Source organism: Campylobacter geochelonis, from assembly GCF_013201685.1.
GTDB lineage: Bacteria > Campylobacterota > Campylobacteria > Campylobacterales > Campylobacteraceae > Campylobacter_B > Campylobacter_B geochelonis.
Map to the genome: position 1 here is coordinate 168,437 of NZ_CP053844.1, position 24,941 is coordinate 193,377.

Here is a 24,941-nt window from a genome sequence, read left to right on the forward strand (position 1 = left end):
CGAAAATTTAGGTAACTTGTTAAGTTTTTCGCGAAGCAAAACGCAAAGAAAGACGTGCGCACGTTTGGGCGAAATTTATCATGAAATTTTGTTAAGTTTACCAGAAGAATTTGGCTTTAAAAAAGAGTTTGAAAAGATAAATCTCATCATGATTTGGTTGTAAAAACTTAACTAAGATGATGTTTATAAAACTCAGTTTGCCAATTTGTTTGAAATCTTTGTAAGAGGGCAAAATCAAAATGGCGAAAATGGTTAAAATTTACTATTTTCTAGGCAAAATACCGCTAAAATGGGTACTGAAAAAATAGACGAAATTTTAAGAAATAAAGGAGAAAAAATGCAAAGTATGAAAGAGATAATGCAAAATCGCTACTCTTGTAGAAATTTTAAAGATGAAAAAATAGCCGATGAAGTCGTGCGTGAGATTATAAATTTAACTCGTTTAACTCCAAGTTCGCAGGCTTTAGAGCCATGGAAATTTGTAGTTGTAAGTGGCGAGTTGTTAAAAGAGTTAGGAAGTATTTGCAACAACCAACCCCAAGTTAGCGGGTGTTCTCACGCTGTGATTATACTTGCAAGGACGGATTTGCAAAGTAAAGATGAGTATCTAACTCGCATTATAACTTCAAAGAAAAAAGATGAGCAAAAAACGCAAAAATACATAAAAAATGTAGCCTTGAAAACAGATTTGCTAAGTCAAGCCGAGCTAAAACAATACGCGAGTTTGCAGTGCTACATGGCGCTTGCAAATTTAGTTAATATTGCTGAGTCTTTTGATGTAAAAAGCTGCATTATCGGTGCGTTTGATTATGAAAAGTTGGTTAAATTTGTAAATTTAAAAGAGCAGTTTAAGCCTTGTATCGTCGTGGCACTTGGACTAAGTGATGATGTACCAACTCCTAAAATCAGGCAATCGCTTGAAGATATTTTGGTATGGAAAAGGTAGAATGCCCAAATTTGCTTTCGCGCTTTAAAGGTTAATTTAGCGATAAAATTTAGATATTTATAGGCTTTGATTTGAAGTGATTTTGCTAAATTTGTCATAGATAAAAGCATTGAATCTACTTATATAGTCATTTGGCTTTATAGTGTAAAAAAGTAATTATTTTGCCATTTTATAGCGGTGTTTTACAAAGTGGCGGTAATCAACGCATAAGCCATATACAAAAGACAGGAAAAATATAAATGAAAGTAGAATTTGGTGATTTTAATATAACTGATTGTATCTGCAACGAGAAATTTATAAAAGAGTATTTAAACAAAGCTTTAGCGGCTGGAGATTTAGAAGAGTTTAAACAAGCGTTGTTGTCATCGCTAAAAGCCAAAATATAGATGATGTGGCTAAAAAAGCAAATTTAAACAAAGATAGCTTTTACAAGATGTTTAAGCCAAACTCAAAACCGAGATTTGAAAGCATACTTAAGGTTATAAGGGCTTTGGGTATGAATTTTGGTTGCAACTAAACATTATAAAACGCGAAAATTACTAAAATAAAATGCCAAAAACAAAGATAAAATCCTTAAATAAAGCTTGTGAGATTTGCTGCTAAATTTAACGCCAGATTAGAAGGCATAATATTAAATTTGCCATTCAAGCCACTTATAACGCCGGCGATGAGTGGTTTTGGTGTGTAAATTAAGCGCTTCAATAACTAGAAAATTTGGTGCGAAAGCGCGATTTGAGCTACAAAATTTAGGTTGTATTTGCTTTCGCGACTAACATAACTTTTAAATAAATTTATAAAGTAGTTTAACAAAATAGAAAAATAAGTGCTAAAAACAAAAGCAGTTTTATAAAAATTTTATAACTTTGTAGAAAATTACACTAAATTTAGCTTATATTAAAATATGCTTATTTAAACACAATTCACACTCGAACGTTAAATTTAAAATATTTAGCGGATTTGGCATTGCGCGTAGTGAAAATTATGAAGTAGTAAAATAATAAATTTAGTTTAAAACTTTTATGTGTCAAATTTTGTCATATAAAATATAAAAATATATTTAAATAAATAATGTCTGAATAAAAATAAGCATTGCAAATTTAGTAGTATTTTAAAAATTTCTAGCCACAGAAAGCCATCCAAATTTGGTTATTTATGAGCTTTTTACCTCTAAATTTTGCACTAAAGTTGGCTCGTCTTCCATAACTCGAAGTTTTTTGCTTGATTTGATTTTAGCATCATCTTTAAAGGCGGCGCGAACTTTATCCATACCAGTATAAAAGTCCTTCATCAAAACTACGCAAATATAGCTTCCAAACTCAGTTGGCTTAATACGCCCATCTTCTTCATAAATCGCATTGACAAGGCGAAGCAAGCTTATCTCCATAAACAGCTCTTTTTTCAGATTTGCATTATTTGCTTTGTTAAATTTAGCGATATCGACTGCCCCATCAAAAAGTTCGGTTAAAAAGATATATTTAAGTCTTTCGTTTCGTGTGAAATCACAAGTCGCGATAACTGGGCTTTTTCGCGCGTTTATGCGACTGCCATATTCTTCTAAGTTAAAAGCATTTATCAAAAGCCTTCCATCTAAAAAGCTAAACGCACCACTTCCGATACCGACATATTCGTGGTTTGAGCCGACATATTCATCGACTAAATTTGACTTTTGTTTTGAAAACGCCCAAGCGTTGTTTGCGTTGTATGTTTTAAACTCATCTCGCAAGATGGCATAAAACTCTTGCTCGTTGTTTTGGCTGCTTACGCCAAGACTTTTTGCGATAGCATCGCGCGTAAGAGGGGATTTCATAAGCGGATAAAATGTAATTTGTTCAGGAGAGAGGCTTTTGGCTAAATTTATATCAGTTACTAGCTGCTCTTTTGTCTGAAATGGAAAGTTAAAAATCAAATCAAGGCTCGTAGTTGGCAAAATTCCAATCGCACTTGAAAGCTTTTCTACTAGCTGTTTTTGCGAACCAAATTTATCATATCTTGCAACTTTTCGCAAAATTTCATCATCAAAGCTTTGAACGCCAACGCTTATTCTGTCGATATATCCTTTAAAAAGGGAGAGTTTTTGAGGCGTGATGTGGTTTGGATCGGTTTCGCATGAAATGTCTGTTATGCTAAATAACTTTTTAGCAAGTTCTAAGGTTTTTAAAAGTTCATCTTCATCTATCAAAGTTGTGCCGCCACCCACATACATCGAAGAAAAGTCATAACCAGCTTCTTTTATCTGGCACATCTCTTCTCTTAAGTTTACGAAGTATTTTTTGCAAGCATCTTCGTTATAGTGGTATTTGTGAAACGAGCAGTAAGGACAAAACACATGGCAAAATGGCACATGAGCATAGAGCATATACTTTTTGTTTTTATCTGGAATTTTGTCTATATTTTTATCTATAATGTCGATATTTAGACTTTTATATAGCGAATTTTCCATCTTGTTATGCGCGTAACTGAGTGCGAAATTTTGCGCTAAATTTTGAAAGTATTGCATATCCTTAAAACCTTTTTATGAAAAAAAACTAAAATAATCTGCTAAGTTTAGCATAACATCATTAAATTTAGTTGAAGCAAAAGCTATTTTAGATTTCTAAAACTGATAGGAAGTTCCAAATTTAGCTCCTTAACTAGCTTAATCACACTTTGCAAATCATCAATTGATTTAGAGGTGACTCGCACCTCTTCGCCACGAATTTGGGCATTGACTTTTATCTTGCTATCTTTTATCGCTTTTGTGATTTTTTTGGCATTATCGCTATCAAGTGTGTCGTTAAGCTTAAGAGTGGCTTTTACGTTAGAACCGCTTGCGCTTTCGCGTTTAAGTTCACTTATCGCATTTGCTGGAATTTCGCGTTTGATAAGTTTAGATATAACTATATCTTTCATAGCATCGATTTTGTTGTCACTTGTGCTTAAAAGGGTTATGGTTTTTTCCTTTTCATTTAGTGAAATCTCAGCACTTAAACCTTTAAAATCATACCTTGCCGCAACCTCTTTTTTAGATGTTTCAAGAGCGTTTTTTACCTCCATCATATCGACACTTGCGCTTATATCAAAGCTATGCTCACTTGCCATTTATAAACTCCTCTATGTTTTTTACAACCATTTTTATAAGCGTTTGTCTTGCCTCTTTGCTAGCCCATGCAACGTGTGGTGTTAGGATTAAATTTTGTCTGTTTTTAACAGTTAAAAATGGGTGATTTGCTATCATCGGCTCTTTTTCTAGCACGTCAATAACCGCTTTTATACCACGCTCATCAATAGCGTTTGCAAGTGCAGTTTCATCGACTATACCACCGCGACCAAAATTCATCAAAATAGTGCTAGATTTTAGTTTATCAAGCTGTGGTTTGGCGATTAAATTTTTAGTATTTTCATTAAGTGGAGCGTGGATTGAGATGATATCGCACTGTGTTAAAAGCTCATCTAAACTAACGCTTTTAAACTCGTTGTTATTATTTTTCCCACTTGTTGAGTAGTAAACCACATCACAACCAAAGGCTTTAGCGATATTTGCCACGCTTTTTCCTATCGTGCCAAGTCCAATGATACCAAATTTTTTACCGTTTAATTCAGTGATAACTCTATCTAAATTTGTAAAAATCTCACTTTTTACCCACTCGCCGCTACTAACATATGAAGTGTAATACTCCATGTTGTTAGCTAACATCAAAAGTCCAGCAAAGGCTTGTTGTGCTACACTGTTAGTAGAGTAGCCAGCGACATTTTTAACTGGAATACCCCTTTTTTTGGCAGCTTCTACATCGATGTTGTTAACTCCGGTTGCACTAACACAGATGAGTTTTAAGTTAGTGTTAGCCATAACATCATCTGTTATTAAAACCTTGTTAGAGATAACGACATCGGCATCTTTTAACCTTTCTATTGTTTGGTTAGCGGCTGTTTTTGGATAGCTAACAAACTCTCCAAATTTAGCAAATTCGTTTAAATCCGCATCAAATCCCAAAGTATCTGCATCTAAGCATACTATTTTTATAGCTTTTTCTTTCATCGCTTTTTCCTTTTTTGTTAGTTTATAAATTTAGCGTATATAATGCGCTACAAATTTAGCAAAATTTCCTAAAATTTCGCCACCTTTTCTATATCCCAACGCGCAAGCTTCATAGGCGAAAAATACGCCAGCTTGGTAAGAGTTGCCAGCTTTGTCTTTGTTAAATTCATAAAATTCTTGATAAAGAAATTTGTTGTTTGCATACTCGCCATCTTCTTCTAAAATCTTTTTGCCATTTTCATCATAAATGGCTACGTTTGCGCCTTCTCGCCCTAAAAATGGCTTTTTAACCATCTTTTTGCCAATAAGCGGCTCATAAGAGCTTTCTAGTAAAAGTGGATGGTTTGGATATAAATCCCACAGCACTTTTAAAATGCCTTTGCTTTGAAAAAGTAGCGTGTAGGCTGGATTTAAGATGATAGCGCGCTGGTTTTGGATGATGTTTTTAAGTATCATAGCAAGCTCGCCCTCATCGACTGCGATTTGCTCCCACGGGATAAGCTTAAACCAAAATTCATAGTTTTCATCGTTATAAAAAATGCCATCTTCATCGCTAAAAACGACTTCATCGACATAAGCAAACTCAGTGTTAAAACCAGCTTCGTTTGCCGCAGCTTGTAAAAATCTAGTTGTGGTTTCATCTTCTTTGTTTCCTGCAATGGAGCTAAAGAGAATTTTCCAGCCATTATAGAGTTTTTCAAAATCTTGCGTTGAGTCATCAAGAGTTATAAGTCGTTTGAAATTTTCTACTAACGCGTCGAAAAGATCGTTGAACTGGCTGTTTTCATCCATGCCATTTTGTTTTAAAAGCGCCCATTGAACGATAGCGGTTTCAAAAACTGAAGTAGGGGTATCGGCATTAAACTCAATAAGTTTGATAGGTTTACCATCAACTCCGCCAGCTAAATCAAAACGTCCATAAAGGTGCCAATGCACATCATTTTCCCAGCTATCTTTTATCAAGTCTACTAAGTTAAATGGAATTCCAAGCTCGTGAAAAAGGTTGTTATCTATAACGTGTTGTGCGGCTGCTACAAACATATCATAAAGCTCGTTAGCAGCGTCATAGTAGGCTTTGGCATCATCTTGTGAAATTTCTAAAATCTCATCTGAGACATAGTTTGTTTTATCTGCATCTGTGTGCCACTCAAAGCCGATTTCTTCTAAATACTGCTTAGTTAATGGTGTTACTTTTTTTAAAAACATATCAACCACCAACCGAACTTGAGCCTGAACTCTTGCTTCCGCCACCAAAAAATCCGCCTTTTCCAGACTTCGAACCAGAGGCGTTTGTAGCTTTTGCTTGATTAAAGCTATTTACACTTCTTGAATAAGCTGATGGATTTTTATAAGCGTTTTGTCTTTGGCTTTGGTATGCTGGGTTGTTAAAAAGTTTGCTTCCTATCCAACTTCCTATTATAGCTCCAGCCGCACTTGCTAAAATAGCTTCTCCTAAGCCCATGCCACCACTTGAAATTTGAGCGTTTTCTTTGGTTAAATTTGATGTTCCAGCATCTATTTTAGCGCTTTCTTCCGCCATTAAAGCATCCATCTCTTCTTTACTTAAAACTTTCTCGCTTCCATCAAGTTTTCTTAAAACTATCCTTGTTTCCTTGCTAGGAAATTCCTCTAAAACCTTGTATTTGCCGGGTGCAGTCTCTTCTATAACGACAAAAGCGCCTGCTGCTTGGTTTTGCTCGATAGTTTGCCCGTTATTATTGTTTGAGCCACAACCTGCTAATCCACCAGCTAAAATAAGACCAAAACCACCAGCTAAGGTCTGTTTTGCTATCTTTTTAATCCTCTTCATTTTCATCCTCACTTAAAATATCTATATCTAAATTTCTGTTGACAAAAAGCATTCCGCCTATGATTTTTATATCTGGATTTTCATAAGCATTTTTTACAAGAGTTTTTTTAATAATTTTTCTTTTTTTCTTTTTTACATATAAACTATCTAAAAATTCTTTCAAACTAACAAAATTTTCATCACTACTAACAGAACTAACATCGATAGCTTTAGCTTCGATTTGATCTGTTCTTGCAAGAAGCGGCTTTTCAAGCAGAGTTAAAAAATACTGAAGCTTCTCATCTCTTTCTTGATACATCGCTTTTATCTCATTTTTAGAAGAGATTAAAATATCCTCTTTCTCTCTAAAGAGCTTCTCTTTGTCTTCTTGAAGGCTTTTATTTTTTAGTTTTAGGTATTCGATTTCGTTGATTAGGTATTTGACAAATTCGCCCTTGTTGTTATCTTTTAAGCTAGATAATGCGGTTTGCTTAGGCTGAGGTTTGAAAGTAGTGTTGTCTTTTTCATCTTCTAAGATGACATATCTAATGCCATCTTCTTCAACGCTTTGGATAGTGTTTCTGCGAATTCTGTTATAAACAGCTTCTTTAGAAATTCCAAGTTTTGAAGCGGCGTCGGCAACGCATAATTTTTGCATATAACTAACCTCCAAATATTTGTGTTAGTTATTATACAAATTTAGTCTAAAAATATCATAAAATGGAGTTTAAGTAGTAAAAAACACTAACTAACAAGCTGTTAGTTAGTGTTTTCGGGCTAGAGTCTTGACTCGTAACGTCTAAGCATATATAGACGTTTAAGCATTTTTTTACGAGCTGAAATTTTCTGTTTTTTGCGAATTTCAGTGTTAGGTTCAAAAAATCTTCTAGCTCTAGATTCAGTTACGACTAGATTTCTATCAGTTTGTTTTTTAAACTTTCTGTATGCTTCGTCAAAAGACTCGTTTGGATGTACCTTAATTCCTGGCACGATCCTCACCACCTTTCATAAAAAATTTGAGATTTGATTATAGCTAAAAAAATATATAAATTCAAATTTAGCTAAAAGCACTAGAATTTACGCAAATTTAGGTTTTTTGTTATAGCGTTAAAATTTAAAACAGCAGAGAATTTTTGCTTTAAATTTAAGATTTTTCTTATATCAAATTTCATTTAAATTGATAATACTCTCAACTATAAAATAAAAATATATAAATTTAGAATATTTTAATATATTAATATTGGCACAATTAACATAAATTTAATTTTATAAGCGATATAATCATAATATAAAAATTTAAAATGAAACAAAAAAGTTTCTAAGGAGTTTATAATGTCTGAAAAAGCTTCTAATTGCACGACCTGTAGCCAGTCATATTCGCACAAAAGATATATAGTTTTTGCCTTAATAACGCTATTTGCGTTAATCGCTCCTTTTATCAGAATAGGCGGAAACCACCTGTTTTTGCTAAGTTTTGACAAACAGCAGCTTCATCTGTTTTTTACATCTTTTTCTACTCAAGAGCTTTTTTTGATGCCATTTGTTCTGATATTTGGCTTTTTGTTTATATTTTTTATTACGACTTTGGGTGGTAGAATTTGGTGTGGCTGGAGTTGTCCACAGACGATTATGAGGACTATTTATAGAGATTTAATCCAAACTAAACTTCTTGGAATTAGAAAAAATATAGCAAACAAACAGATAAAACCAAAAGGTAAATTTGCTTTAGAAGTGGTTGCGATGTTGATTTGGGCGGTTTTATCGCTAGTTATAGCTTCAAATTTAATATGGTTTTTTATCCCGCCTGAGGATTTTTTTAACTATATTCAAAATCCAAGCGAGCATCTATTTTTGATAGGACTGGTTCTTTGTTTTGCGATTTTTATATTTTTAGATGTTGTTTTTATAAAAGAAAATTTTTGTATTTATGTCTGCCCATACGCAAGAGTTCAGTCAGTTATGTTTGATAACGATACTGTTCAGGTTATCTATGATGAAAAACGTGGCGGTAAAATTTATGATGAACATCACGTTAAAATAGGCAAAAAACCTCTTGGAAAAGATGATGAATGTATCGGTTGTGAGGCTTGCGTGCATGTTTGCCCAACTCACATTGACATAAGACGCGGAATGCAACTTGAGTGCATAAACTGCTTGGAATGTTCTGATGCGTGTGCTAAAGTGATGGGTAAATTAGGCAAGAAATCACTCATAAACTGGACTAGTGAAAACGCTATAGAAAGTGGAAATAAAATCAAATTTGCAAGATTTAGAACCGTTGGTTATGTTGTTGTTCTTTTGATAGTTGCGATAGCTTTAGCCTTTATGACAACAAAAAAAGAGCATATGTTGCTTAATATAAACAGAGATTCTAGCCTTTATGAGATAAATTTAAATCATGAAAAAATGATGGTTGAAAATAGCTATATCTTTTTAATCGAAAATACTGATAACAAAAATCACGCATATTACTTTAATATAGATAATCCAGATATAAAAATCAAAAGACCAAAACAAGAAATCAAAGTTTCAAAAGGTGAAAAAAGAAAGCTTGTAGTTACTCTTTATACAGAAAAACAGCTTGCAAATAACGATAGAAAAGACACCATTTTACCGATAGTTATCACTGCATATGCTAAAGATGATAAAGAGAAAATTAATGTAAAACGAGATACAATTTTTGTCTATCAAAAAAGCACTGTTATAGAGCAAAAACGGATGCAACATTAAAAAAAGGAGCTAAATGCTACCAAAACCAAGTAGTAAAAAGGCGTTAGATAGATATGAAAAAATTTTATCGGCTGGACTTGAGCTTTTTTTAGAAAAAGGGTATCAAAACACAAGTTTAAGCGATCTTGTAGAAAAGAGCGGAGGTTCTCTTTCTACGATATATAAGTATTTCGAAAACAAAGAGGGACTTTTTAAGGCTATTATAACAAATGGCGTTTCAAAACTGAGCGCAAATATGGATAAAAAGATAAATTTAAATGCAAATTTAAGCTTAGAAGAGTTTTTATATGAATTTGCTGATTTTTATCTTTCTTCCATTTTTAGCAAAAAATCTTTGCTTTTTCACAAACTAATACTTAGCGAAGGCTTTAGAAAAGATGATGATAAGGAGTATATCGTTGGCAAACTTTTTTACGAAGAAGCGATACTTTCGGTAAATATTCGTTTGGTTAATTTTTTCAAAAAAAATGAGCAAATGAGCAAATTTTCAGACAAAGAGCTTAAAAATTTTGCGATGTTTTTTACATATATCATAAAAGAGCCATATTTTTTTGAATACATCCTTTTTGATAAAAAAATCGAGTGTAGTAAAAAAGATAAAAAAGAGCATATCCAAAGGTCGATTAGTATATTTTTAAATGGAATTTTAGGATAAATTAGGATAAAATTTGTTTGACAAATTAAAATTTTAAAGATATAATCTACATCTTGTTTGTAATCACAATTACAAAATACTTTTAAAATTTTAAACTATAGAGGAAATTTACTAGATGAAGCAATTTAAAAAAATGTTAATTTTTGCGTCTTGTTTGCTGTTTATAACAGGATGTAATATGCCATGGAGCAAAAATGATAGTAGCTCTAACAAAGCAGCAACCCAAATGCCACCGGCTAAAGTTGGAGTATTTGAAGCTAAAAAAGAGAATGTGCCAGTAAGCTTTTCATACCCTGCTCAAGTTGTAAGCAACCAAGATGTAAATGTGGTTGCTAAGGTTTCTGGAACGCTTTTAAAACAGTATTTTAAATCAGGAGATATGGTAAAAACTGGAGATAAACTTTTTTTAATCGATCCAGATAAATATCAAGCAGTAGCAGAGATCGCAGCTGCAAATTTAGCTCTATCAAATGCAAATTTAGACAAAGCTAGACTTGATTTTAACAGAGCCAAAAAGCTAAAAGCATCAAATTCAATTAGCCAACAAGAATATGACAACGCAGTAGCAAGCTTTAAATCAGCCCAAGCTCAAATCAAATCAGCCCAAGCTTCTTTAAATAATGCAAATATTGATCTAAACTACACAGTTGTAACAGCGCCATTTGATGGAGTTTTAGGAGATAACTTGCAAGATGTTGGAGCTTACGTTAGTATGCAAAACCCAAATTTAGTTCGACTAACAAAACTTAACCCGATCTATGCAAAATTTGCTATTGCCGATGTTGATGCGTTAAATATCAATCAAAAAACTCAAGATAAAGAGTGGGTGCAAAAAAACGCATTAGCTACGCTAAAAGTTGGCAATAGCGAGTATAATGGAACAGTAACTTTTATAGATAAAGTGATAAATGACAAAACCGGCTCAGTCGATGCTAAGGCTGAATTTAGTAACGAAAATAGCGAGCTTATGCCAGGAAATTTCGCAACCGTTACGATGAATGGACTTTATCAAAAAGATGGATTTAAGATACCGCAAATCGCGATTATGCAGGATTTAACAAGCCCATTTGTCTATATCATAAAAGATTCAAAAGTAACAAAAGCGCCGATTACTATCGTCTATCAAGATAGCGAGTTTGCTGTTGTTTCAAAAGGCTTAAATCAAGGCGATAAAATCATCATAGATAATTTCAAAAAAATAAGGCTTGGCGCTCCAGTCGTTGAGGCAGGAAAATAATGTTTGCTAAATTTTTTATACACAGACCTGTTTTTGCTTCGGTTATATCGATTATAATCGTAATAGCGGGTATGATTTCTATGAGGGTTTTGCCTGTTGAAGAGTATCCACAGCTTACGCCTCCTCAAATTTCAGTTAGTGCATCATATAGTGGCGCAGATGCTCAAACTATAGCTGATACGGTTTCAACTCCGCTTGAAGATGCGATTAATGGTGTTGAAAATATGATATATATGAAATCCACCTCTAGTTCATCTGGCGAGATGAGTTTGAGCGTGTATTTTAAAATAGGAACAGATCCGCAAGAAGCACTTGTAAATGTCAATAACCGTATTAGAGCAGCCGAAGCACTTTTGCCAGAAGAGGTTAAAAGAATCGGTGTAAACGCGCATGAGAGAAGTTCAAATATCCTTGAGGTTATCAGCTTTTACGACCCAGGCAATAGTATGAATATAGTTGATTTAAACAACTATGTATCTATAAATATCCTTGATGAACTAAAAAGAGTTCCAGGCGTTGGCGAGGCGGTTTTGATAGGAAACAAAGACTACTCTATGCGAATTTGGATAAAGCCAGACTTACTTAGACAGTATAATATGACAATAACAGAAGTCATAGCTGCTATTAGAGAGCAAAACAGCCAGTATGCAGCCGGTAAGATAGGCGAACAGCCTATGAAAACAAACAACCCTTATGTATATGCTATAAAGCCAGAGGGGCGTTTAAGCAGTGTTAAAGAGTTTGAAAATATCATCTTAAGAAGTGATGATAGAGGCTCAATGCTTAAGCTCAAAGATGTCGCTGATATAAGCCTTGATGCTGAAAATTACGTTTTTGATGGATACTTAAACGGGACTCCTATGGCGCCAGTTTTAATCATGACGCAAAACGACGCAAACGCTCTTGCAACCGCTAAAGCAGTTAGCCAAAAGATAGAAGAGCTTTCTAAAAAATTCCCAGGCACGCTAACATATGAAGTATCATATGATACTACAACTTTCGTTCAAGTTTCCATAGCTGAGGTTGTTAAAACCTTTGTTGAAGCGATGATACTTGTCATGATAGTTATGTATCTATTTTTAGGAAATTTAAGAGCGACAATCATACCTATGCTTGCAGTTCCTGTTTCTATCTTAGGAACTTTTGCTGGACTTTTGATAATGGGCTTTTCGATAAATTTAATCACGCTCTTTGCCCTGATTTTAGCCATTGGAATTGTCGTTGATGATGCGATTATCGTTATAGAAAACGTTGAGCGTATCTTAGAAGAAGAGCCAGAACTTAGCGTAAAAGAGGCGACAGATAAGGCGATGGGAGAAATTTTTGCTCCGATTGTTTCTATTGTTTTGGTTTTAAGTGCGGTTTTTATACCGGTTTCATTTATGGAAGGCTTTGTTGGGATTATCCAAAAGCAGTTTGCGCTGACTATCGTTGTTTCAGTTGTGCTTTCTGGACTTGTGGCATTGACGCTAACTCCCGCACTTTGTGGAGTTTTGTTGCAAAAGAAAAGAGAAAAACCATTTAAATTTATACAAAAATTTAATGAGTTTTTTGACTGGAGTACGAGCATTTTCTCAGCTGGAGTAGCAAAGGTTTTAAGGCATATTATACCATCTTTATTTATCGTTGCTATTATGATTTTTTCTATTTATGGGTTGATGAAAGTGATTCCTAGCGGTCTAGTTCCAAACGAAGACAAGGGCGCTGTTATGGTTATCAACCAGCTTCCGCCAGCTTCTACTATAGATAGAACATCAAAAGCAACTATAGATTTATATAACATAGCAGCAAAAGACAATACAATAGATCGTGGCACGATTATGGCTGGATATGATCTTTTGGCTGGAACTTTAAGAGAAAATGCATCTATTATGTTTATAGGTCTAACTCCTTGGGATGAGAGAAAAAGTGCTGATCAAAGCTCGTTCGCACTTGCTGATAAGTTAAATAAAGAGTATTTTTCAAACAGAGATGCGTTAAGCTTTGTTGTTAATCCGCCTCCGATAAATGGACTTTCTATGACTGGTGGTTTTGAACTTTTTGCACAAAACACAACCGGTAAAAGCTATAAAGAGATCGAAGAAGATATGCATAAAGTGGTAGTAGCTGCAAACCAAAGACCAGAGCTTCAGCTAGTTAGAACGACTCTTGATACGACTTTTCCGCAGTATGATTTAACGCTAAATCGTGAAAAAGTTAAGATGTATAATGTAAATATAGCTGATATTTTTGCAACTATAAATTCAACAATTGGTGGGTATTATGTAAATGACTTTAACCTTTTGGGAAAAACTTTTAAAGTAAAACTAAGAGCGGAGAGTGAATTTAGAAACTCACAAGAGGATTTTAGAAATATATTTGTAAGAAGCAACAACGGCGATATGATACCGCTGAATTCACTTGTTACGCTAACTAGATCTCTTGGTCCAGATAATGTCGATAGATTTAATGGTTTTCCAGCAGCAAAAGTACTTGGCGAGCCAAAACCGGGCTTTACTTCAGGAGAAGCGATTAAGGCTATTAGTGAAGTCTTTAACGAGCTTTATCCAAACGACTATGTTATAGGCTGGACAGGCTCTGCTTATCAAGAAGTTGCATCAAGTGGCACTGGAACTACTGCGTTTATCTTTGGGCTTGTTTTTGTTTATTTGATTTTAGCGGCTCAATATGAAAGATGGCTAATGCCAGCAGCGGTTTTAACGGCTGTTCCGTTTTCAGTGCTTGGCTCGTTAGTTGCTACTTGGGGAAGAGGCTTGGATAATGATATATATTTTCAAATCGGACTTTTACTCTTAATCGGACTTGCGGCTAAAAACGCCATTTTGATAGTGGAATTTGCTATGTCAGAACATATGGCTGGAAAAAGTATATTTGAATCAAGCATTAATGCTGCTAAGTTAAGATTCAGACCGATTGTTATGACATCTTTAGCATTTACGCTTGGAGTTTTTCCGATGATTATAAGTAGTGGTGCTGGAGCAGCAAGTAGGCATGCTCTAGGAACTGGAGTTGTTGGCGGTATGATAGCAGCTTCTACTATAGCGATATTTTTCGTGCCGTTGTTTTTCTACTTGCTTGAGAGTTTTAACGTGTGGTTAGATACTAAATTTGGTAAGAAAAAGATAGAAAAAGCTACAAACGCTAGCACACAAGGAGTAGCTGATGAGAGTAAATAAAAGAGTTTTAAGCGCAGTTTTGCTTGCTTTTGTTTTTGCGGGATGTTCTTTTAAACCAGCTACCCCGCTAAAAGATACAACATACAAAGCAACATATCAAACGACAAATTTAAATGATATGTGGTGGAAAGATTTTAACGATACAGCCTTAAATAAGCTAGTAAGCGATGGGTTAAGCTACAACTCTGATTTGGCTTTAGCACTTAATAACATCGAGTTAGCTAGAGTAAATTTAGGGCTTAGCAAGCTTGATTACTTGCCAAATGTTGGCTATCAAGGTAGCGCAACTAGAGCAAACAACACGCCTTTAGCACCTGATTTAAATTCGCAAGCAAGCTATAATATAGGGCTAAATTTAAACTATGAGCTTGATCTTTGGGGGCGAGTTAGAAATGGTGTAGAGGCTAAAAAATCCATGTATATGGCTAGTAAATATGACTATAACGCAGCGCGTCTTAGTATCGCAAGCAGCATCGCTAGCACGTATTTTAGACTTTTGTTTTTAAAAGAACAAGAGGGCATTTTAAAAGATACTTTAGCAAGCTATGAAAATACACTTGAGTTTAGACAAAATCAGCTAAACGCTGGAGTTATCGGCTCGATAACTTATCATCAAGCCCAAGCTCAAGTTGATAGCGCAAAAAGCCAGCTTGTAAATGTTCAAAACCAACTATCAAGTACAAACACCGCATTAGCGATACTAACTGGCAAAAGCTATGATGAAATTTTATATAAAGATATACTAACTAACAAAAATAGTATATCTAACATCCCAGATGTGCCAAGTGGTGTGCCATCTGATTTGCTACTTCATAGAGCAGATGTTGCAAGCGCGCTAGAGAAACTAAAAGCGACAAATTTCTTAGTTGGAGTTGCTAGAGCAAACTACTTCCCAAAAATCTCTTTAACAGGGCTTTTTGGATATGCGAGTTTAGAGTTTGATAGGTTGATTACTCAAACTAGCAGTAACTGGAGCGCCGGAGGCTCGCTTGTTGGGCCTTTGCTTGACTTTGGAAGGACTGCTCGTGGCGTTGAGATAGCAAATCTAGAGCAAAACGCAAGCTTTATAAACTATGATAAAACTTTAAAAAATGCCTTTGGTGAAGTAAGAAACGCTCTTGTAAGCAGAGAAAATTCTATCACTAAACAAAATAGCATGAAAAATTTGGTTAATTCAAGCCAAAAAGTTTACGACCTAGCAAACCAACGATATAGCGCAGGATACAGCGATCATCTTGAGTTACTAGACGCGCAGCGCCAACTTCTAAGCTCAAAGCTTAGCCTTGCGTCGGCTGACTTTGATGTCGCAAATAGCGTGGTTGAGGTTTATAAAGCACTTGGCGGGGGATTTAACTTAGATGATAATGCTACAAAAGAGCTTATCAGCTCCGATAAAACCGTGCTTCCAACGACTTCGGTCTCTCCGTTTGCTGATTAAATTTAAGAGCTTTGGCTCTTAAATTTTTATATTTTCTCTATTTGTAAATTTTCATTTATATTTTAAATCAAAACTTATTTTTAGTTAAATTTATAAATTTAGTTAATAAAATTTGATATTTAAAATATAAAATTTTAAGATTTTTAAGATATAATCACAAAAATTTAAAAGGAGATAAGATGAAAAAAACTCTAATCATAGCTCTGTTTTTAGCCTTAAGTCTACATGCTGGCTCAAAAAGACCGATTTCAAATAGTCAAATTCCAAAAGATATCAAGGTTTATGTAGATAAAAATTTTCCAGACACAAAGATAGTTCAAGCCTTAAAAGATAAAAATAGTGGCGAAATTAAAATTATCTTAAAAAATGGTGTTAAGATAGATTTTGGAAGCGATAATCAAGTCGTAGATATATACGGAAGAGGTTATGGCGGTAAAAATTTAAGCCAAAATTTAGCTAAACTTCCTCAAACTGCAAAAGACTACGTTAAAAAAGAGTTTCCAAAGAGCGAGATTGTCGATATCGATATCGATGATAAGATAGAAGTAGAGCTAGATAATGGCATTGAAATAGACTTTGATAAAGATGGAAATATTTTAAAAGTAGATAGATAAATTTGATATTTTATAAAATTGTATTATAAAATATTGCTTTATATTAAAATAAGATATAAAAATCACTCTATAAACTTAAAAATTCTAGCGTTTTTTGCTGGAATTTTTATCTATATTAACTTTTTAAAAATTAAAAGAAATGAAAATTTAAACTCTAAATTCCATTTTTTAAAACTGCGTTATGAATATTTTAATCTTTTTTGTCATTGCTTATAAGCTGGATTTTAAATCAAAATTATTTTATACTAAACTTAAAAATTTGAATTCAGCAACCTTATAAAAATTTAGTAAATTTTATTAGTAATTAAATTTAAATATATAGTTTCTATATATGATATACCAATTTATATTTTTGCTTTAAATAAGTTTATAGCGCGTAGTAGGAAAATGGCAAAGACAATATATTTAAATGATAAAATTCACCACTTTTTACAACTAAAATTTATGAAACTTTCAAAAAAAGTAAAAATTTTAAATTAACTACTAAAATAAAACGGTTTTTATAATAATTTAAGCGATAAAACTTAAAAAATTTTAAAACATAGCCAATAGAATTAACATAACTCTTCAAAGTTAGAAAGTTATAGATAAAATAAGATAAAACTTAATAGCTTTTATATAAAGTTGCAGGAGAGGTTGGATGGCAAGTATATAAGAGATAAATTTTTGATATAAAAATCCTGTTTGATTTTTTAAAACATTGCAAGGTTGCTAGTAAATATAAATCTTTTTGAAAATTGCTCTTAAAAATCTTTATAAAATTCATAGTAGTAAAAATATAAGTAAAATTTAAAGAAATTTAACAATAAATTCAATCTAAAATAAAGATAAATTTACTTTTAAAATGACAAGTTTAAATTCTTAAATAAGAGATCATGATAAAATGAATTTAAGAAAAAGACTATAAATTTTTAACCATTTTAAAGTAAAAATTTTATAATATAAAATAATAATTTATTAGTTTTAATTTATTTAGAATAAATTAAATAGTCTACAAAAGACAAATTTATAATCAAAATATATAAATTTAGCCTGTATTTAAACTATCAAAACAGCCTAAATACAACAAAATTTCTTAAATAAATTTAGAGTTAAATTTTACATTTATAATAGTTTTTAGAATTTAAAAATGCTATAAAAATACTAAAATTATAAAATCGCGTGAGGTATTTTAATAAATTTAGTCAAATTAAAAAATAGAAAAGCTACAGCCAAAATATCAAATTTAAAAGTATAAAAATAAAAATATTAACGAGCTTTTAAGCTGTGATATCGCTCTTAAAATTTAAAAGATACTTATAGAAATATTAAAAATAAATAGCTAAGTAAATTTGATAAAATCCTAGATTTTGCAACCTAGGATTATCAGAGATAATTTAAATTATATAGGCATTACTCTTATGTTTTGGCTTAAATTTTCTTTTAAAACAGCCTCTATCGCAAAGAGCGTGCCACTAGCGCCACTTGCGCAACCACTACAAGCGCCAAGATATCTGATGTAGATGTCGATTTTCCCATCATCATCTTTTCTTATATCGATGATGTCAAGATTTCCGCCATCCATCGCAAGCATCGGGCGGATGTCTGTATCCATCAGCTGTTCGACTGCTTTAAACTGACCGATAGTATTTAACTCTTCAAAGCTCATATCAGCGCCCAAATCGCTTGTTTTTGCATTTGCTATCGCAGTTAGTTTTTCGCGCTCCATCTCAGCTCTAGTTTCAGCTAAGATATCTACTAGATAATACTCTCTTTTTTCATGTCCGCCAGGCTTAATGCAGCTTTTACAAAACGCACCGGCTTTTGTGTATTGAGTTATCTCTTCGACTGTTTTTAAGTCATTCAAGCGGATAACTTCTTTTATCGTTCCAAGGCTTACTCTTGCGCATTCGCACACGATAATCTCATCTTCAAAATGCTCTGGATCTATGCCTTTATACTGAGCTGCTGCAGCTTTTATAACATCATATGCCATAACCGAGCAGTGCATTTTCTGTGGTGGGACAGCTGGAGTTTCGGGGTTGTCACGCATAGCTTTTTCAACATCGATATTTGTTATCTTAACAGCTTCATCAACAGTTTTTCCGATACAAAGTTCAGCCATAGTATCGCTACTTGCGATTGCGGTGCCGCAACCAAAACTTCTAAATTTAGCATCTTTTATAATGTCTGTTTTTTCATCTACAGCCCAATACAACCTAACAGCATCGCCACAACTCTCAGCGCCAAAGTCAGCTATGATAAGCTTACAGCCTTTTTCTTTTGCCTCTTCTTCGGTTATCTCGCCCATAAATTTTGGGTTGTTCATTCTATCTTGAACTTTTTGTGAATACTCATCCCAAATTGAGCCACCGATTAATGTATTTTTTGCCATTTTTTATCCTTTTTTTATAATCCACTCTTATGCCACTGTGGTGCATAAGCAAAAGTGCTAGAAATCGCTCTTAGTCTTTGAGTTGCTTTTTTGATATGTTCAATTGCGTAATCAATCTCTTCTTCGGTATTAAATCTAGAAAGAGATAGTCTAAGCGCGGTATGAGCAAGCTCTTTATCGGCGCCGATTGCTTCCATAATCGGGTTGCTTTCTAGCGTTTCAGACGCACAAGCTGAACCAGTCGAAGCTGCGATTCCTGCTTTGTTTAAATCCCATAGCATAGCCTCACCCTCAACGCCTTTTATCGAAGCTAAAATCGTGTTTGGAACTCTATGTTCTCGTTTCCCAACGACTGTAACATCTGGAATCTCTAAAAGTGCATCTTCAAGCTTATCACGAAGTCTTTTTACATGGATATTTTCAAAATCTATAAATTTATTAGCGATTTCTAAAGCCTCGCCCATAGCAACGATGTAAGGAACGTTTAGCGTGCCACTTCTTCTACCGCCCATATGCTCGCCTCCGTGAAGCAAGCTTGTAAGTTTTTGGCTATTTTTTATAAAAAGTCCGCCAATTCCCTTTGGTCCATGAAATTTATGTGCTGAAAAACTCATAAAATCTACGCCAGCATCTTTAACATCTACCTTTATCTTGCCAACTGCTTGAACGCCATCTGTATGGAACAAAACGCCTCTTTCGTGAGCGATTTGAACTAACTCTTTTATAGGGAAAATCGCGCCAGTTTCGTTATTTGCCCACATGATGCTAACAAGAGCGGTTTTATCATCTATGGCATTTCTTAAATCATCTGGATTGATTAAGCCTTCGCTATTTACATCGAGTTTTGTTATTCGAACGCCAAGACTTTCTAAAAAGCTACAGGTAGCACCGATTGCTGGATGCTCAACTGAAGTTGTGATAATGTGGTCTTTTTCGCCAGTAACGATTTTATCAAAATAAATGCCTTTTAAAACCCAGTTGTTACTCTCCGTAGCACACGATGTAACGATGATATCGTCCATATCATCAGCACCAATTCCAGCATATAGTTGATCCATCGCCTTGCGAAGTGCTGGATGAGTTTCGCTTCCAAAGTCGTGCAGCGAGTTTGGGTTGCCATATTTTTCGCAAAAATATGGTAGCATAAGCTCGTAAGCTTGCGGGTCTACCATAGTCGTTGCGTTGTTGTCTAAATAAACTCTTTTCATTCTTTAGTTTTTCCTCTTTTTTAATTAGGATAATTTTTATCTCTTTTGGAATAATACATCAAATAAGTTAAATTTTAGCTTTAAAATTTCTTAACAACTAAATTTAAAATCTCGAATCACGAGGCGAATTTATAAGCGAAAAAAACTCTTTTCTAGTCCTAGAATCCGATATAAAACTACCTCTTAAAGCCGAAGTTGTCGTGGTTGAGTTGATTTTTTCTACTCCTCTCATTTCCACACACATATGACGTGCTTGAAGCACAACGCCAACGCCTTTAGGCTTAATTACTTCTTGAATGGCTTGAGCGATTTGCTCAGTCATCTGCTCTTGAATTTGAAGACGACGAGCGAAGATATTTACCATACGAGGTATTTTAGAAAGCCCTACAACCTTGCCATTTGGGATATAAGCAACGTGCGCTCTACCGATGATGGGTAAAAGGTGATGTTCACAAAGGCTATAAAATTCTATATCTTTTATCAAAACCATCTCGTTGTTGCTACTTTCAAAAAGAGCATCATTTAGCACGATTTTTGGATCTTGAGAGTATCCGCTAGTCATAAACTCATACGCTTTAAAAACACGATTTGGAGTCTTTAAAAGTCCTTCGCGGTTTGGGTCTTCGCCTAAAAGTTCAAGCATATTTTTAACTGATTTTTCAAAATTTTCTTGTTTTAAGTCTTTATCCATATTTATTTCCTATTAAGTTTTAACTTGACATTTTACACTAAATTCTCTTTTAAGGTTATAAATTTTTTAAATTTATATGAAAAATAAGGTAAATTTTGGTATATTATCAGACAATTTTTCAAAAAATGTAAAGGAATATAATGGAAGTTACTTCAAAACTTGTAAATTCAGCTAATGCGATCGCAGAAGCAAAGATTGATGCAAAAAGCATAGAAGAAAGAGTAAATAAATTAGCGCAAAAAGCTGCAAAGCAGGTTAAGGTTGATGGTTTTAGACAGGGTAAAGTTCCTGTAGCTGTAGTTTTAAAAAGATATGGAAAAGAGCTTGAGGGCGATGCAAAACAAGAGCTTTTTAAAGAGGCAATTGATAAAGCGCTAAATGAGTTAGGCAAAAAACCAGATGAGCTTTTAGGAGATCCAGGTTTTTCTAAATTTGAAGAGAACGAGAACGGAATCGATGCCGAGCTAGAGCTATCTTTTAAACCTACAATCGATGTTAGCGGATATGAAGAAGCCATTAGCGAGTATGCAACTCCAAGAGTTACGAAAAAAGAGATTGAAGCTAAGATTGAAGAATTCTTAACTATGATAGCTCCGCTTGAAAAGATAGAAAAAGATGTTTTAGAAAAAGGTGATTTTGCCAAATTTGACTTTGAGGGCTTTGTTGATGGTGTTGCCTTTGAAGGTGGCAAAGCAGAAGGTTTTGTGCTAGAAATCGGCTCAAATCAATTTATCCCAGGCTTTGAAGATGGAATGGTTGGCTTAAAAGTTGGCGAGGAAAAAGATATAAATGTTAAATTCCCAGCAGAGTATCAAGCACCAAATTTAGCTGGAAAAGACGCTATTTTTAAAGTCAAACTTCATGAAATTCAAGGCAAAGTCGTAGCAAAAGAGCTAGATGATGAAACTATTAAAAAGATGATGCCAGGCGAAGAAGATGCAAGCAAAGAAAAACTTGAAGAGAGATTAAAAACTCAAATCAGAGAAGATAAATTCCAAAAACTACTAAACGAAGAGTTAAAACCTAAATTTGTAGATGCAGTAGTCGAAAAGATAAATTTTGACCTTCCAAAGTCAATTGTAGAGCAAGAGATAGACTTTCAGTTTAGAAACGCATGGAATGGTTTTAGTGCCGAAGATATGGCTAAATTTAGAGAAGACAAAGATGCGCTAACAGCTAAAAGAGAGAGCTATAGAGCCGATGCTGAGAAAAGCGTAAAATTAACATTTATCGTTGATGAGTTAGCAAAGGTTAGAAATGTTGTAGTAAGCGATCAAGAGGTTGTTCAAGCGATTTACTTTGAAGCTTATAGATATGGCGTAGATCCAAAAGCTCATCTTGAAGACTATAGAAACAGAGGCGTTTTACCAGCTGTTAAAATGGCGCTTATAGAAGAGAAGCTATTTAACGATTTATTTAGCAAAAATAAAAAAGAAGAAAAAGGCGAGTAATGAGCTTTTACATACCCTATGTGGTTGAAAAATCTAGTCGGGGCGAGAGAAGTTATGATATCTACTCTCGTCTTTTAAAAGATCGCATTATCATGTTAAGTGGCGAGATAAATGATGATGTGGCAAGCGCGATTGTGGCGCAACTTCTGTTTTTAGAAGCAGAAGATCCAGATAAAGATATCTATCTTTATATAAACAGCCCAGGTGGCGTGGTAACGAGTGGATTTAGCATTTATGATACGATGAATTATATAAAACCAGATGTTAGCACGATTTGTATCGGACAAGCTGCTTCTATGGGTGCGTTTTTACTAAGTTGTGGTGAAAAAGGCAAAAGATATGCTTTGCCAAATGCTAGGATTATGATACACCAACCACTTGGCGGAGCGCAAGGTCAAGCAACTGAGATAGAAATTCAAGCAAAAGAAATTTTGCGTATCAAAGAGTCTTTGAATAAAATTTTAGCTAAAAACACTGGTCAAAAAGTAGCAAAAATAGAAAAAGACACAGATAGAGACTTTTTTATGAGTGCCGATGAAGCGATGAAATACGGACTTATCGACAAAGTTTTAGAAAAGAGCTTTAAGTAATGGTCTTAGAAGTTTTAACATATCCAAACAAGAAGCTTTTTGAAACTTCAAAAGAAGTTGTGGAATTTAATAAAGAGCTTCATAGCTTTTTAGATGATATGTATGAGACAATGATAGCTAAAAAGGGTATCGGACTAGCCGCCATTCAAGTTGGTAAGCCAGTTCGAGCTCTTATAATAAATTTAGTAAATGATGAAGAAGTTCAAGATAAAGCCGACTTGCTTGAGATAATAAATCCTAAAATAACGCACAAAGATGGCGAGATAATCTATCAAGAAGGTTGCTTGTCTGTGCCTGAGTTTTACGAAGATGTAACAAGAGCAAAAGATATCAAACTAGAGTATCAAGATCGCTTTGGCGAAGCTAAAACGCTTGATGCTAGCGAGCTTTTAGCAGTTTGTATCCAGCACGAGATGGATCATTTAAACGGACATCTTTTCATAGAGAAAATCGGCTATAGCAAACGCAAAAAATTCGACAAAGAGTATAAAAAAATAAAAAGAAAAATTTAATGAAGTCCTTAAACTGCGCCACTTTTACCGATGTTTTAAGAGTTGTGAGAGTGGAGTCGATTTTCATGAGAGGACTTCCTGGATTTAGTATAGTTGGACTTGCAAACACAACTATAAAAGAGAGTGAGAGTCGCGTAAAAGCGGCTCTTTTATCTTTAAATTTTAGCTTTCCACCACAAAAAATAGTTATAAATCTCTCGCCATCAGACTTGCCAAAAAGCGGAAGTCATTTTGATTTATCAATCGCTTTGTTAATCGCACTTCAAAAGCACGAATTTGATGAGAGTTTTTACGTATTTGCCGAGCTTGGACTTAATGGCGAGGCAAAAAGCACAAATTCGCTTTTTTCAATTTTGCTTTTTTTAAGCAACAAAGTTAAAAAAGCAAAAGTATTAGTGCCAAAAGATATCGCGTTAAAAGCGGCGATGATACCAAATTTTGAAGTTTATGCGATATCAAGTTTAGATGAAGCGATACGATTTTTTATAGATGAGGAATTTGCAAAAACTTGTTTAGTAAATGCAACTCATCCGCTTTTTGAAAAGACTATCGAAATAGGCGGTAAAAACTATGTTCCAAATTTTAACTTCGAACTTGATTTTAGCGATATAAAAGGTCAAGAAAGAGCCAAAAGAGCGTGTTTGATCGCAGCTTGTGGAATGCATAATATCATCTTTGAAGGAAGCCCAGGATGTGGCAAAAGTATGTGTGCTAAAAGGCTTCGCTACATTTTGCCACCACAAAGCGAGTCTGAAGTCATGCTAGCGGCTGCTTATGAGTCCTTAAATAACAAAAATGTCGATTTTAGCGCACTGCGTGCATTTCGTAGTCCACATCACACTTCAACAAGAAGTTCGATTTTTGGTGGCGGTTCGCACACGGCTCGTATCGGAGAGGTAGCACTAGCAAATGGCGGTGAGCTGTTTTTTGATGAGTTTCCGCACTTTGGTAAGCAAATTTTAGAAAGCCTTAGAGAGCCACTAGAAGATAACAAAATTCTTATCTCAAGGGTAAATTCAAAAACAGAGTATGAGACTAAATTTATATTTGTAGCTGCACTTAATCCTTGTCCGTGTGGAAATCTTTTTAGTAAAAATGGTAACTGCATATGCTCGCAAGTTCAGATAAATAGATACAAAAGTGCCATTTCTTTGCCTCTTCTTGATAGGATTGATATCTATGTGGCGATGGATGAGGTAAGACAAGATGACAAAAGCACGCTTTGTAGCAAAGATATGTATAATGATGTTTTAAGAGTTTTTACAACTCAAAAAGAGCGAGGACAAAGCGAGCTAAATGGCAAGCTAGAGGGCTCTGAGATTGAACGAATTTGTGTTTTAAGCGTGCAAGCAAAAGATGTGTTAAATCAAGCTATATCGCGTTTTAACCTCTCGCAACGAGGGATAAATAAAACGCTAAAAGTTGCTCGAACTATCGCTGATTTGGCTAACTCAGAAATGATAGAAAAAGCTCATATTTTAGAAAGTCTTAGTTTTAGAGTAAGAAGCGAGTAGA

General features: G+C 34.2%; 24 protein-coding genes. 14 read left to right on the forward strand and 10 right to left on the reverse strand.

Annotation, left to right across the window (positions count from 1 at the left end; all coding sequences use genetic code 11):
* Positions 1–16: 16 nt before the first annotated feature.
* The 4 genes from CGEO_RS00790 to CGEO_RS10320 all read left to right on the forward strand — a co-directional run bounded on the left by CGEO_RS00790 (position 17) and on the right by CGEO_RS10320 (position 1,463).
* The gene (locus tag CGEO_RS00790) at positions 17–163 is read left to right on the forward strand and encodes a hypothetical protein (protein WP_165589831.1); all 147 of its coding nucleotides are present in this window, start codon (positions 17–19) and stop codon (positions 161–163) included.
* Positions 164–337: 174 nt separating this feature from the next.
* Positions 338–946 carry a nitroreductase family protein gene (locus CGEO_RS00795; protein WP_075539899.1) on the forward strand — a complete coding sequence of 203 codons (609 nt, stop codon included), beginning with the start codon at positions 338–340 and terminating at the stop codon, positions 944–946.
* 239 nt (positions 947–1,185) lie between these two features.
* Positions 1,186–1,332: a hypothetical protein gene (locus CGEO_RS10100; RefSeq protein WP_242647934.1), complete on the forward strand. Its 147-nt coding sequence runs from the start codon at positions 1,186–1,188 to the stop codon at positions 1,330–1,332.
* Between the two features lie 5 nt (positions 1,333–1,337).
* Entirely contained in the window at positions 1,338–1,463 is a 126-nt protein-coding gene (locus CGEO_RS10320) for a helix-turn-helix domain-containing transcriptional regulator (RefSeq protein ID WP_277995658.1), read from the forward strand.
* A gap of 633 nt (positions 1,464–2,096) precedes the next feature.
* On the opposite strand, the gene CGEO_RS00805 is transcribed toward CGEO_RS10320, so the two are convergent.
* The 7 genes from CGEO_RS00805 to rpsU all read right to left on the reverse strand — a co-directional run bounded on the left by CGEO_RS00805 (position 2,097) and on the right by rpsU (position 7,740).
* Positions 2,097–3,443, reverse strand: coding sequence for a coproporphyrinogen III oxidase family protein (locus CGEO_RS00805; RefSeq protein WP_075539898.1), 1,347 nt, complete (start codon positions 3,441–3,443; stop codon positions 2,097–2,099).
* A gap of 83 nt (positions 3,444–3,526) precedes the next feature.
* Positions 3,527–4,024, reverse strand: coding sequence for a YajQ family cyclic di-GMP-binding protein (locus CGEO_RS00810; protein ID WP_075493931.1), 498 nt, complete (start codon positions 4,022–4,024; stop codon positions 3,527–3,529).
* Complete coding sequence (locus CGEO_RS00815) at positions 4,014–4,946, reverse strand: D-2-hydroxyacid dehydrogenase (protein ID WP_075540051.1); 933 nt, start codon at positions 4,944–4,946, stop codon at positions 4,014–4,016. The genes CGEO_RS00810 and CGEO_RS00815 overlap by 11 nt, the downstream gene beginning before the upstream one ends.
* A gap of 45 nt (positions 4,947–4,991) precedes the next feature.
* On the reverse strand, positions 4,992–6,167 hold the full coding sequence (locus tag CGEO_RS00820) for a glutathionylspermidine synthase family protein (protein ID WP_075539897.1): 1,176 nt from the start codon (positions 6,165–6,167) through the stop codon (positions 4,992–4,994).
* 1 nt (position 6,168) lies between these two features.
* Positions 6,169–6,771, reverse strand: coding sequence for a UPF0323 family lipoprotein (locus tag CGEO_RS00825; protein WP_075531308.1), 603 nt, complete (start codon positions 6,769–6,771; stop codon positions 6,169–6,171).
* Positions 6,758–7,408: a hypothetical protein gene (locus CGEO_RS00830; protein ID WP_075493925.1), complete on the reverse strand. Its 651-nt coding sequence runs from the start codon at positions 7,406–7,408 to the stop codon at positions 6,758–6,760. The genes CGEO_RS00825 and CGEO_RS00830 overlap by 14 nt, the downstream gene beginning before the upstream one ends.
* A 119-nt stretch (positions 7,409–7,527) precedes the next feature.
* On the reverse strand, positions 7,528–7,740 hold the full coding sequence (rpsU, locus tag CGEO_RS00835; RefSeq protein ID WP_075493923.1) for a 30S ribosomal protein S21: 213 nt from the start codon (positions 7,738–7,740) through the stop codon (positions 7,528–7,530).
* A 342-nt stretch (positions 7,741–8,082) separates the two neighbouring features.
* On the opposite strand from rpsU, the gene ccoG reads away from it, so the two are divergent.
* From ccoG to CGEO_RS00865, 6 genes are all read left to right on the forward strand, one after another.
* On the forward strand, positions 8,083–9,480 hold the full coding sequence (gene ccoG / locus CGEO_RS00840; protein ID WP_172658056.1) for a cytochrome c oxidase accessory protein CcoG: 1,398 nt from the start codon (positions 8,083–8,085) through the stop codon (positions 9,478–9,480).
* A gap of 13 nt (positions 9,481–9,493) precedes the next feature.
* Positions 9,494–10,135 carry a TetR/AcrR family transcriptional regulator gene (locus tag CGEO_RS00845; RefSeq protein ID WP_075493919.1) on the forward strand — a complete coding sequence of 214 codons (642 nt, stop codon included), beginning with the start codon at positions 9,494–9,496 and terminating at the stop codon, positions 10,133–10,135.
* A 115-nt stretch (positions 10,136–10,250) separates the two neighbouring features.
* On the forward strand, positions 10,251–11,372 hold the full coding sequence (locus tag CGEO_RS00850; RefSeq protein ID WP_075539896.1) for an efflux RND transporter periplasmic adaptor subunit: 1,122 nt from the start codon (positions 10,251–10,253) through the stop codon (positions 11,370–11,372).
* The gene (locus tag CGEO_RS00855) at positions 11,372–14,548 is read left to right on the forward strand and encodes an efflux RND transporter permease subunit (protein WP_075539895.1); all 3,177 of its coding nucleotides are present in this window, start codon (positions 11,372–11,374) and stop codon (positions 14,546–14,548) included. The genes CGEO_RS00850 and CGEO_RS00855 overlap by 1 nt, the downstream gene beginning before the upstream one ends.
* Positions 14,535–15,986, forward strand: a complete 1,452-nt coding sequence (locus CGEO_RS00860) for an efflux transporter outer membrane subunit (protein WP_075531311.1) — start codon at positions 14,535–14,537, stop codon at positions 15,984–15,986. Before CGEO_RS00855 ends, CGEO_RS00860 begins: the two co-directional genes overlap by 14 nt.
* A 179-nt stretch (positions 15,987–16,165) precedes the next feature.
* Positions 16,166–16,600 carry a PepSY-like domain-containing protein gene (locus CGEO_RS00865; protein WP_075539894.1) on the forward strand — a complete coding sequence of 145 codons (435 nt, stop codon included), beginning with the start codon at positions 16,166–16,168 and terminating at the stop codon, positions 16,598–16,600.
* 1,381 nt (positions 16,601–17,981) lie between these two features.
* Here the strand turns inward: CGEO_RS00865 and CGEO_RS00870 are convergent.
* From CGEO_RS00870 to folE, 3 genes are all read right to left on the reverse strand, one after another.
* Positions 17,982–18,974 (reverse strand): iron-sulfur cluster assembly scaffold protein, encoded by a 993-nt coding sequence (locus CGEO_RS00870; RefSeq protein ID WP_075493909.1) that lies wholly within the window; start codon positions 18,972–18,974, stop codon positions 17,982–17,984.
* 14 nt (positions 18,975–18,988) lie between these two features.
* Entirely contained in the window at positions 18,989–20,182 is a 1,194-nt protein-coding gene (locus CGEO_RS00875) for a NifS family cysteine desulfurase (protein ID WP_075539893.1), read from the reverse strand.
* 103 nt (positions 20,183–20,285) lie between these two features.
* Positions 20,286–20,873, reverse strand: a complete 588-nt coding sequence (folE, locus tag CGEO_RS00880; protein WP_075493905.1) for a GTP cyclohydrolase I FolE — start codon at positions 20,871–20,873, stop codon at positions 20,286–20,288.
* Positions 20,874–21,013: 140 nt separating this feature from the next.
* Between folE and tig the strand changes: the two genes are divergently transcribed.
* The 4 genes from tig to CGEO_RS00900 are packed head-to-tail and all read left to right on the forward strand — an operon-like array spanning position 21,014 to position 24,940.
* The gene (tig, locus tag CGEO_RS00885; RefSeq protein WP_075493903.1) at positions 21,014–22,324 is read left to right on the forward strand and encodes a trigger factor; all 1,311 of its coding nucleotides are present in this window, start codon (positions 21,014–21,016) and stop codon (positions 22,322–22,324) included.
* Positions 22,324–22,914: an ATP-dependent Clp endopeptidase proteolytic subunit ClpP gene (clpP, locus tag CGEO_RS00890; RefSeq protein WP_075493901.1), complete on the forward strand. Its 591-nt coding sequence runs from the start codon at positions 22,324–22,326 to the stop codon at positions 22,912–22,914. The genes tig and clpP overlap by 1 nt, the downstream gene beginning before the upstream one ends.
* Positions 22,914–23,426, forward strand: a complete 513-nt coding sequence (def, locus tag CGEO_RS00895) for a peptide deformylase (RefSeq protein WP_075539892.1) — start codon at positions 22,914–22,916, stop codon at positions 23,424–23,426. Before clpP ends, def begins: the two co-directional genes overlap by 1 nt.
* Positions 23,426–24,940: a YifB family Mg chelatase-like AAA ATPase gene (locus tag CGEO_RS00900; RefSeq protein WP_075539891.1), complete on the forward strand. Its 1,515-nt coding sequence runs from the start codon at positions 23,426–23,428 to the stop codon at positions 24,938–24,940. The genes def and CGEO_RS00900 overlap by 1 nt, the downstream gene beginning before the upstream one ends.
* Position 24,941: the final 1 nt, after the last annotated feature.

Excerpts from the sequence above, each read along its gene's own strand:
- CGEO_RS00795 (WP_075539899.1), top strand. The coding sequence starts at position 338 with ATGCAAAGTATGAAAGAGATAATGCAAAATCGCTACTCTTGTAGAAAT.
- CGEO_RS00870 (WP_075493909.1), bottom strand. The coding sequence starts at position 18,974 with ATGGCAAAAAATACATTAATCGGTGGCTCAATTTGGGATGAGTATTCA.
- CGEO_RS00810 (WP_075493931.1), bottom strand. The coding sequence starts at position 4,024 with ATGGCAAGTGAGCATAGCTTTGATATAAGCGCAAGTGTCGATATGATG.
- CGEO_RS00820 (WP_075539897.1), bottom strand. The coding sequence starts at position 6,167 with ATGTTTTTAAAAAAAGTAACACCATTAACTAAGCAGTATTTAGAAGAA.
- CGEO_RS00830 (WP_075493925.1), bottom strand. The coding sequence starts at position 7,408 with ATGCAAAAATTATGCGTTGCCGACGCCGCTTCAAAACTTGGAATTTCT.
- folE (WP_075493905.1), bottom strand. The coding sequence starts at position 20,873 with ATGGATAAAGACTTAAAACAAGAAAATTTTGAAAAATCAGTTAAAAAT.
- ccoG (WP_172658056.1), top strand. The coding sequence starts at position 8,083 with ATGTCTGAAAAAGCTTCTAATTGCACGACCTGTAGCCAGTCATATTCG.
- CGEO_RS00850 (WP_075539896.1), top strand. The coding sequence starts at position 10,251 with ATGAAGCAATTTAAAAAAATGTTAATTTTTGCGTCTTGTTTGCTGTTT.
- CGEO_RS00860 (WP_075531311.1), top strand. The coding sequence starts at position 14,535 with ATGAGAGTAAATAAAAGAGTTTTAAGCGCAGTTTTGCTTGCTTTTGTT.
- CGEO_RS00900 (WP_075539891.1), top strand. The coding sequence starts at position 23,426 with ATGAAGTCCTTAAACTGCGCCACTTTTACCGATGTTTTAAGAGTTGTG.
- CGEO_RS10100 (WP_242647934.1), top strand. The coding sequence starts at position 1,186 with ATGAAAGTAGAATTTGGTGATTTTAATATAACTGATTGTATCTGCAAC.
- def (WP_075539892.1), top strand. The coding sequence starts at position 22,914 with ATGGTCTTAGAAGTTTTAACATATCCAAACAAGAAGCTTTTTGAAACT.
- clpP (WP_075493901.1), top strand. The coding sequence starts at position 22,324 with ATGAGCTTTTACATACCCTATGTGGTTGAAAAATCTAGTCGGGGCGAG.
- tig (WP_075493903.1), top strand. The coding sequence starts at position 21,014 with ATGGAAGTTACTTCAAAACTTGTAAATTCAGCTAATGCGATCGCAGAA.
- CGEO_RS00855 (WP_075539895.1), top strand. The coding sequence starts at position 11,372 with ATGTTTGCTAAATTTTTTATACACAGACCTGTTTTTGCTTCGGTTATA.
- CGEO_RS00875 (WP_075539893.1), bottom strand. The coding sequence starts at position 20,182 with ATGAAAAGAGTTTATTTAGACAACAACGCAACGACTATGGTAGACCCG.
- CGEO_RS00865 (WP_075539894.1), top strand. The coding sequence starts at position 16,166 with ATGAAAAAAACTCTAATCATAGCTCTGTTTTTAGCCTTAAGTCTACAT.
- CGEO_RS00805 (WP_075539898.1), bottom strand. The coding sequence starts at position 3,443 with ATGCAATACTTTCAAAATTTAGCGCAAAATTTCGCACTCAGTTACGCG.
- CGEO_RS00825 (WP_075531308.1), bottom strand. The coding sequence starts at position 6,771 with ATGAAGAGGATTAAAAAGATAGCAAAACAGACCTTAGCTGGTGGTTTT.
- CGEO_RS00845 (WP_075493919.1), top strand. The coding sequence starts at position 9,494 with ATGCTACCAAAACCAAGTAGTAAAAAGGCGTTAGATAGATATGAAAAA.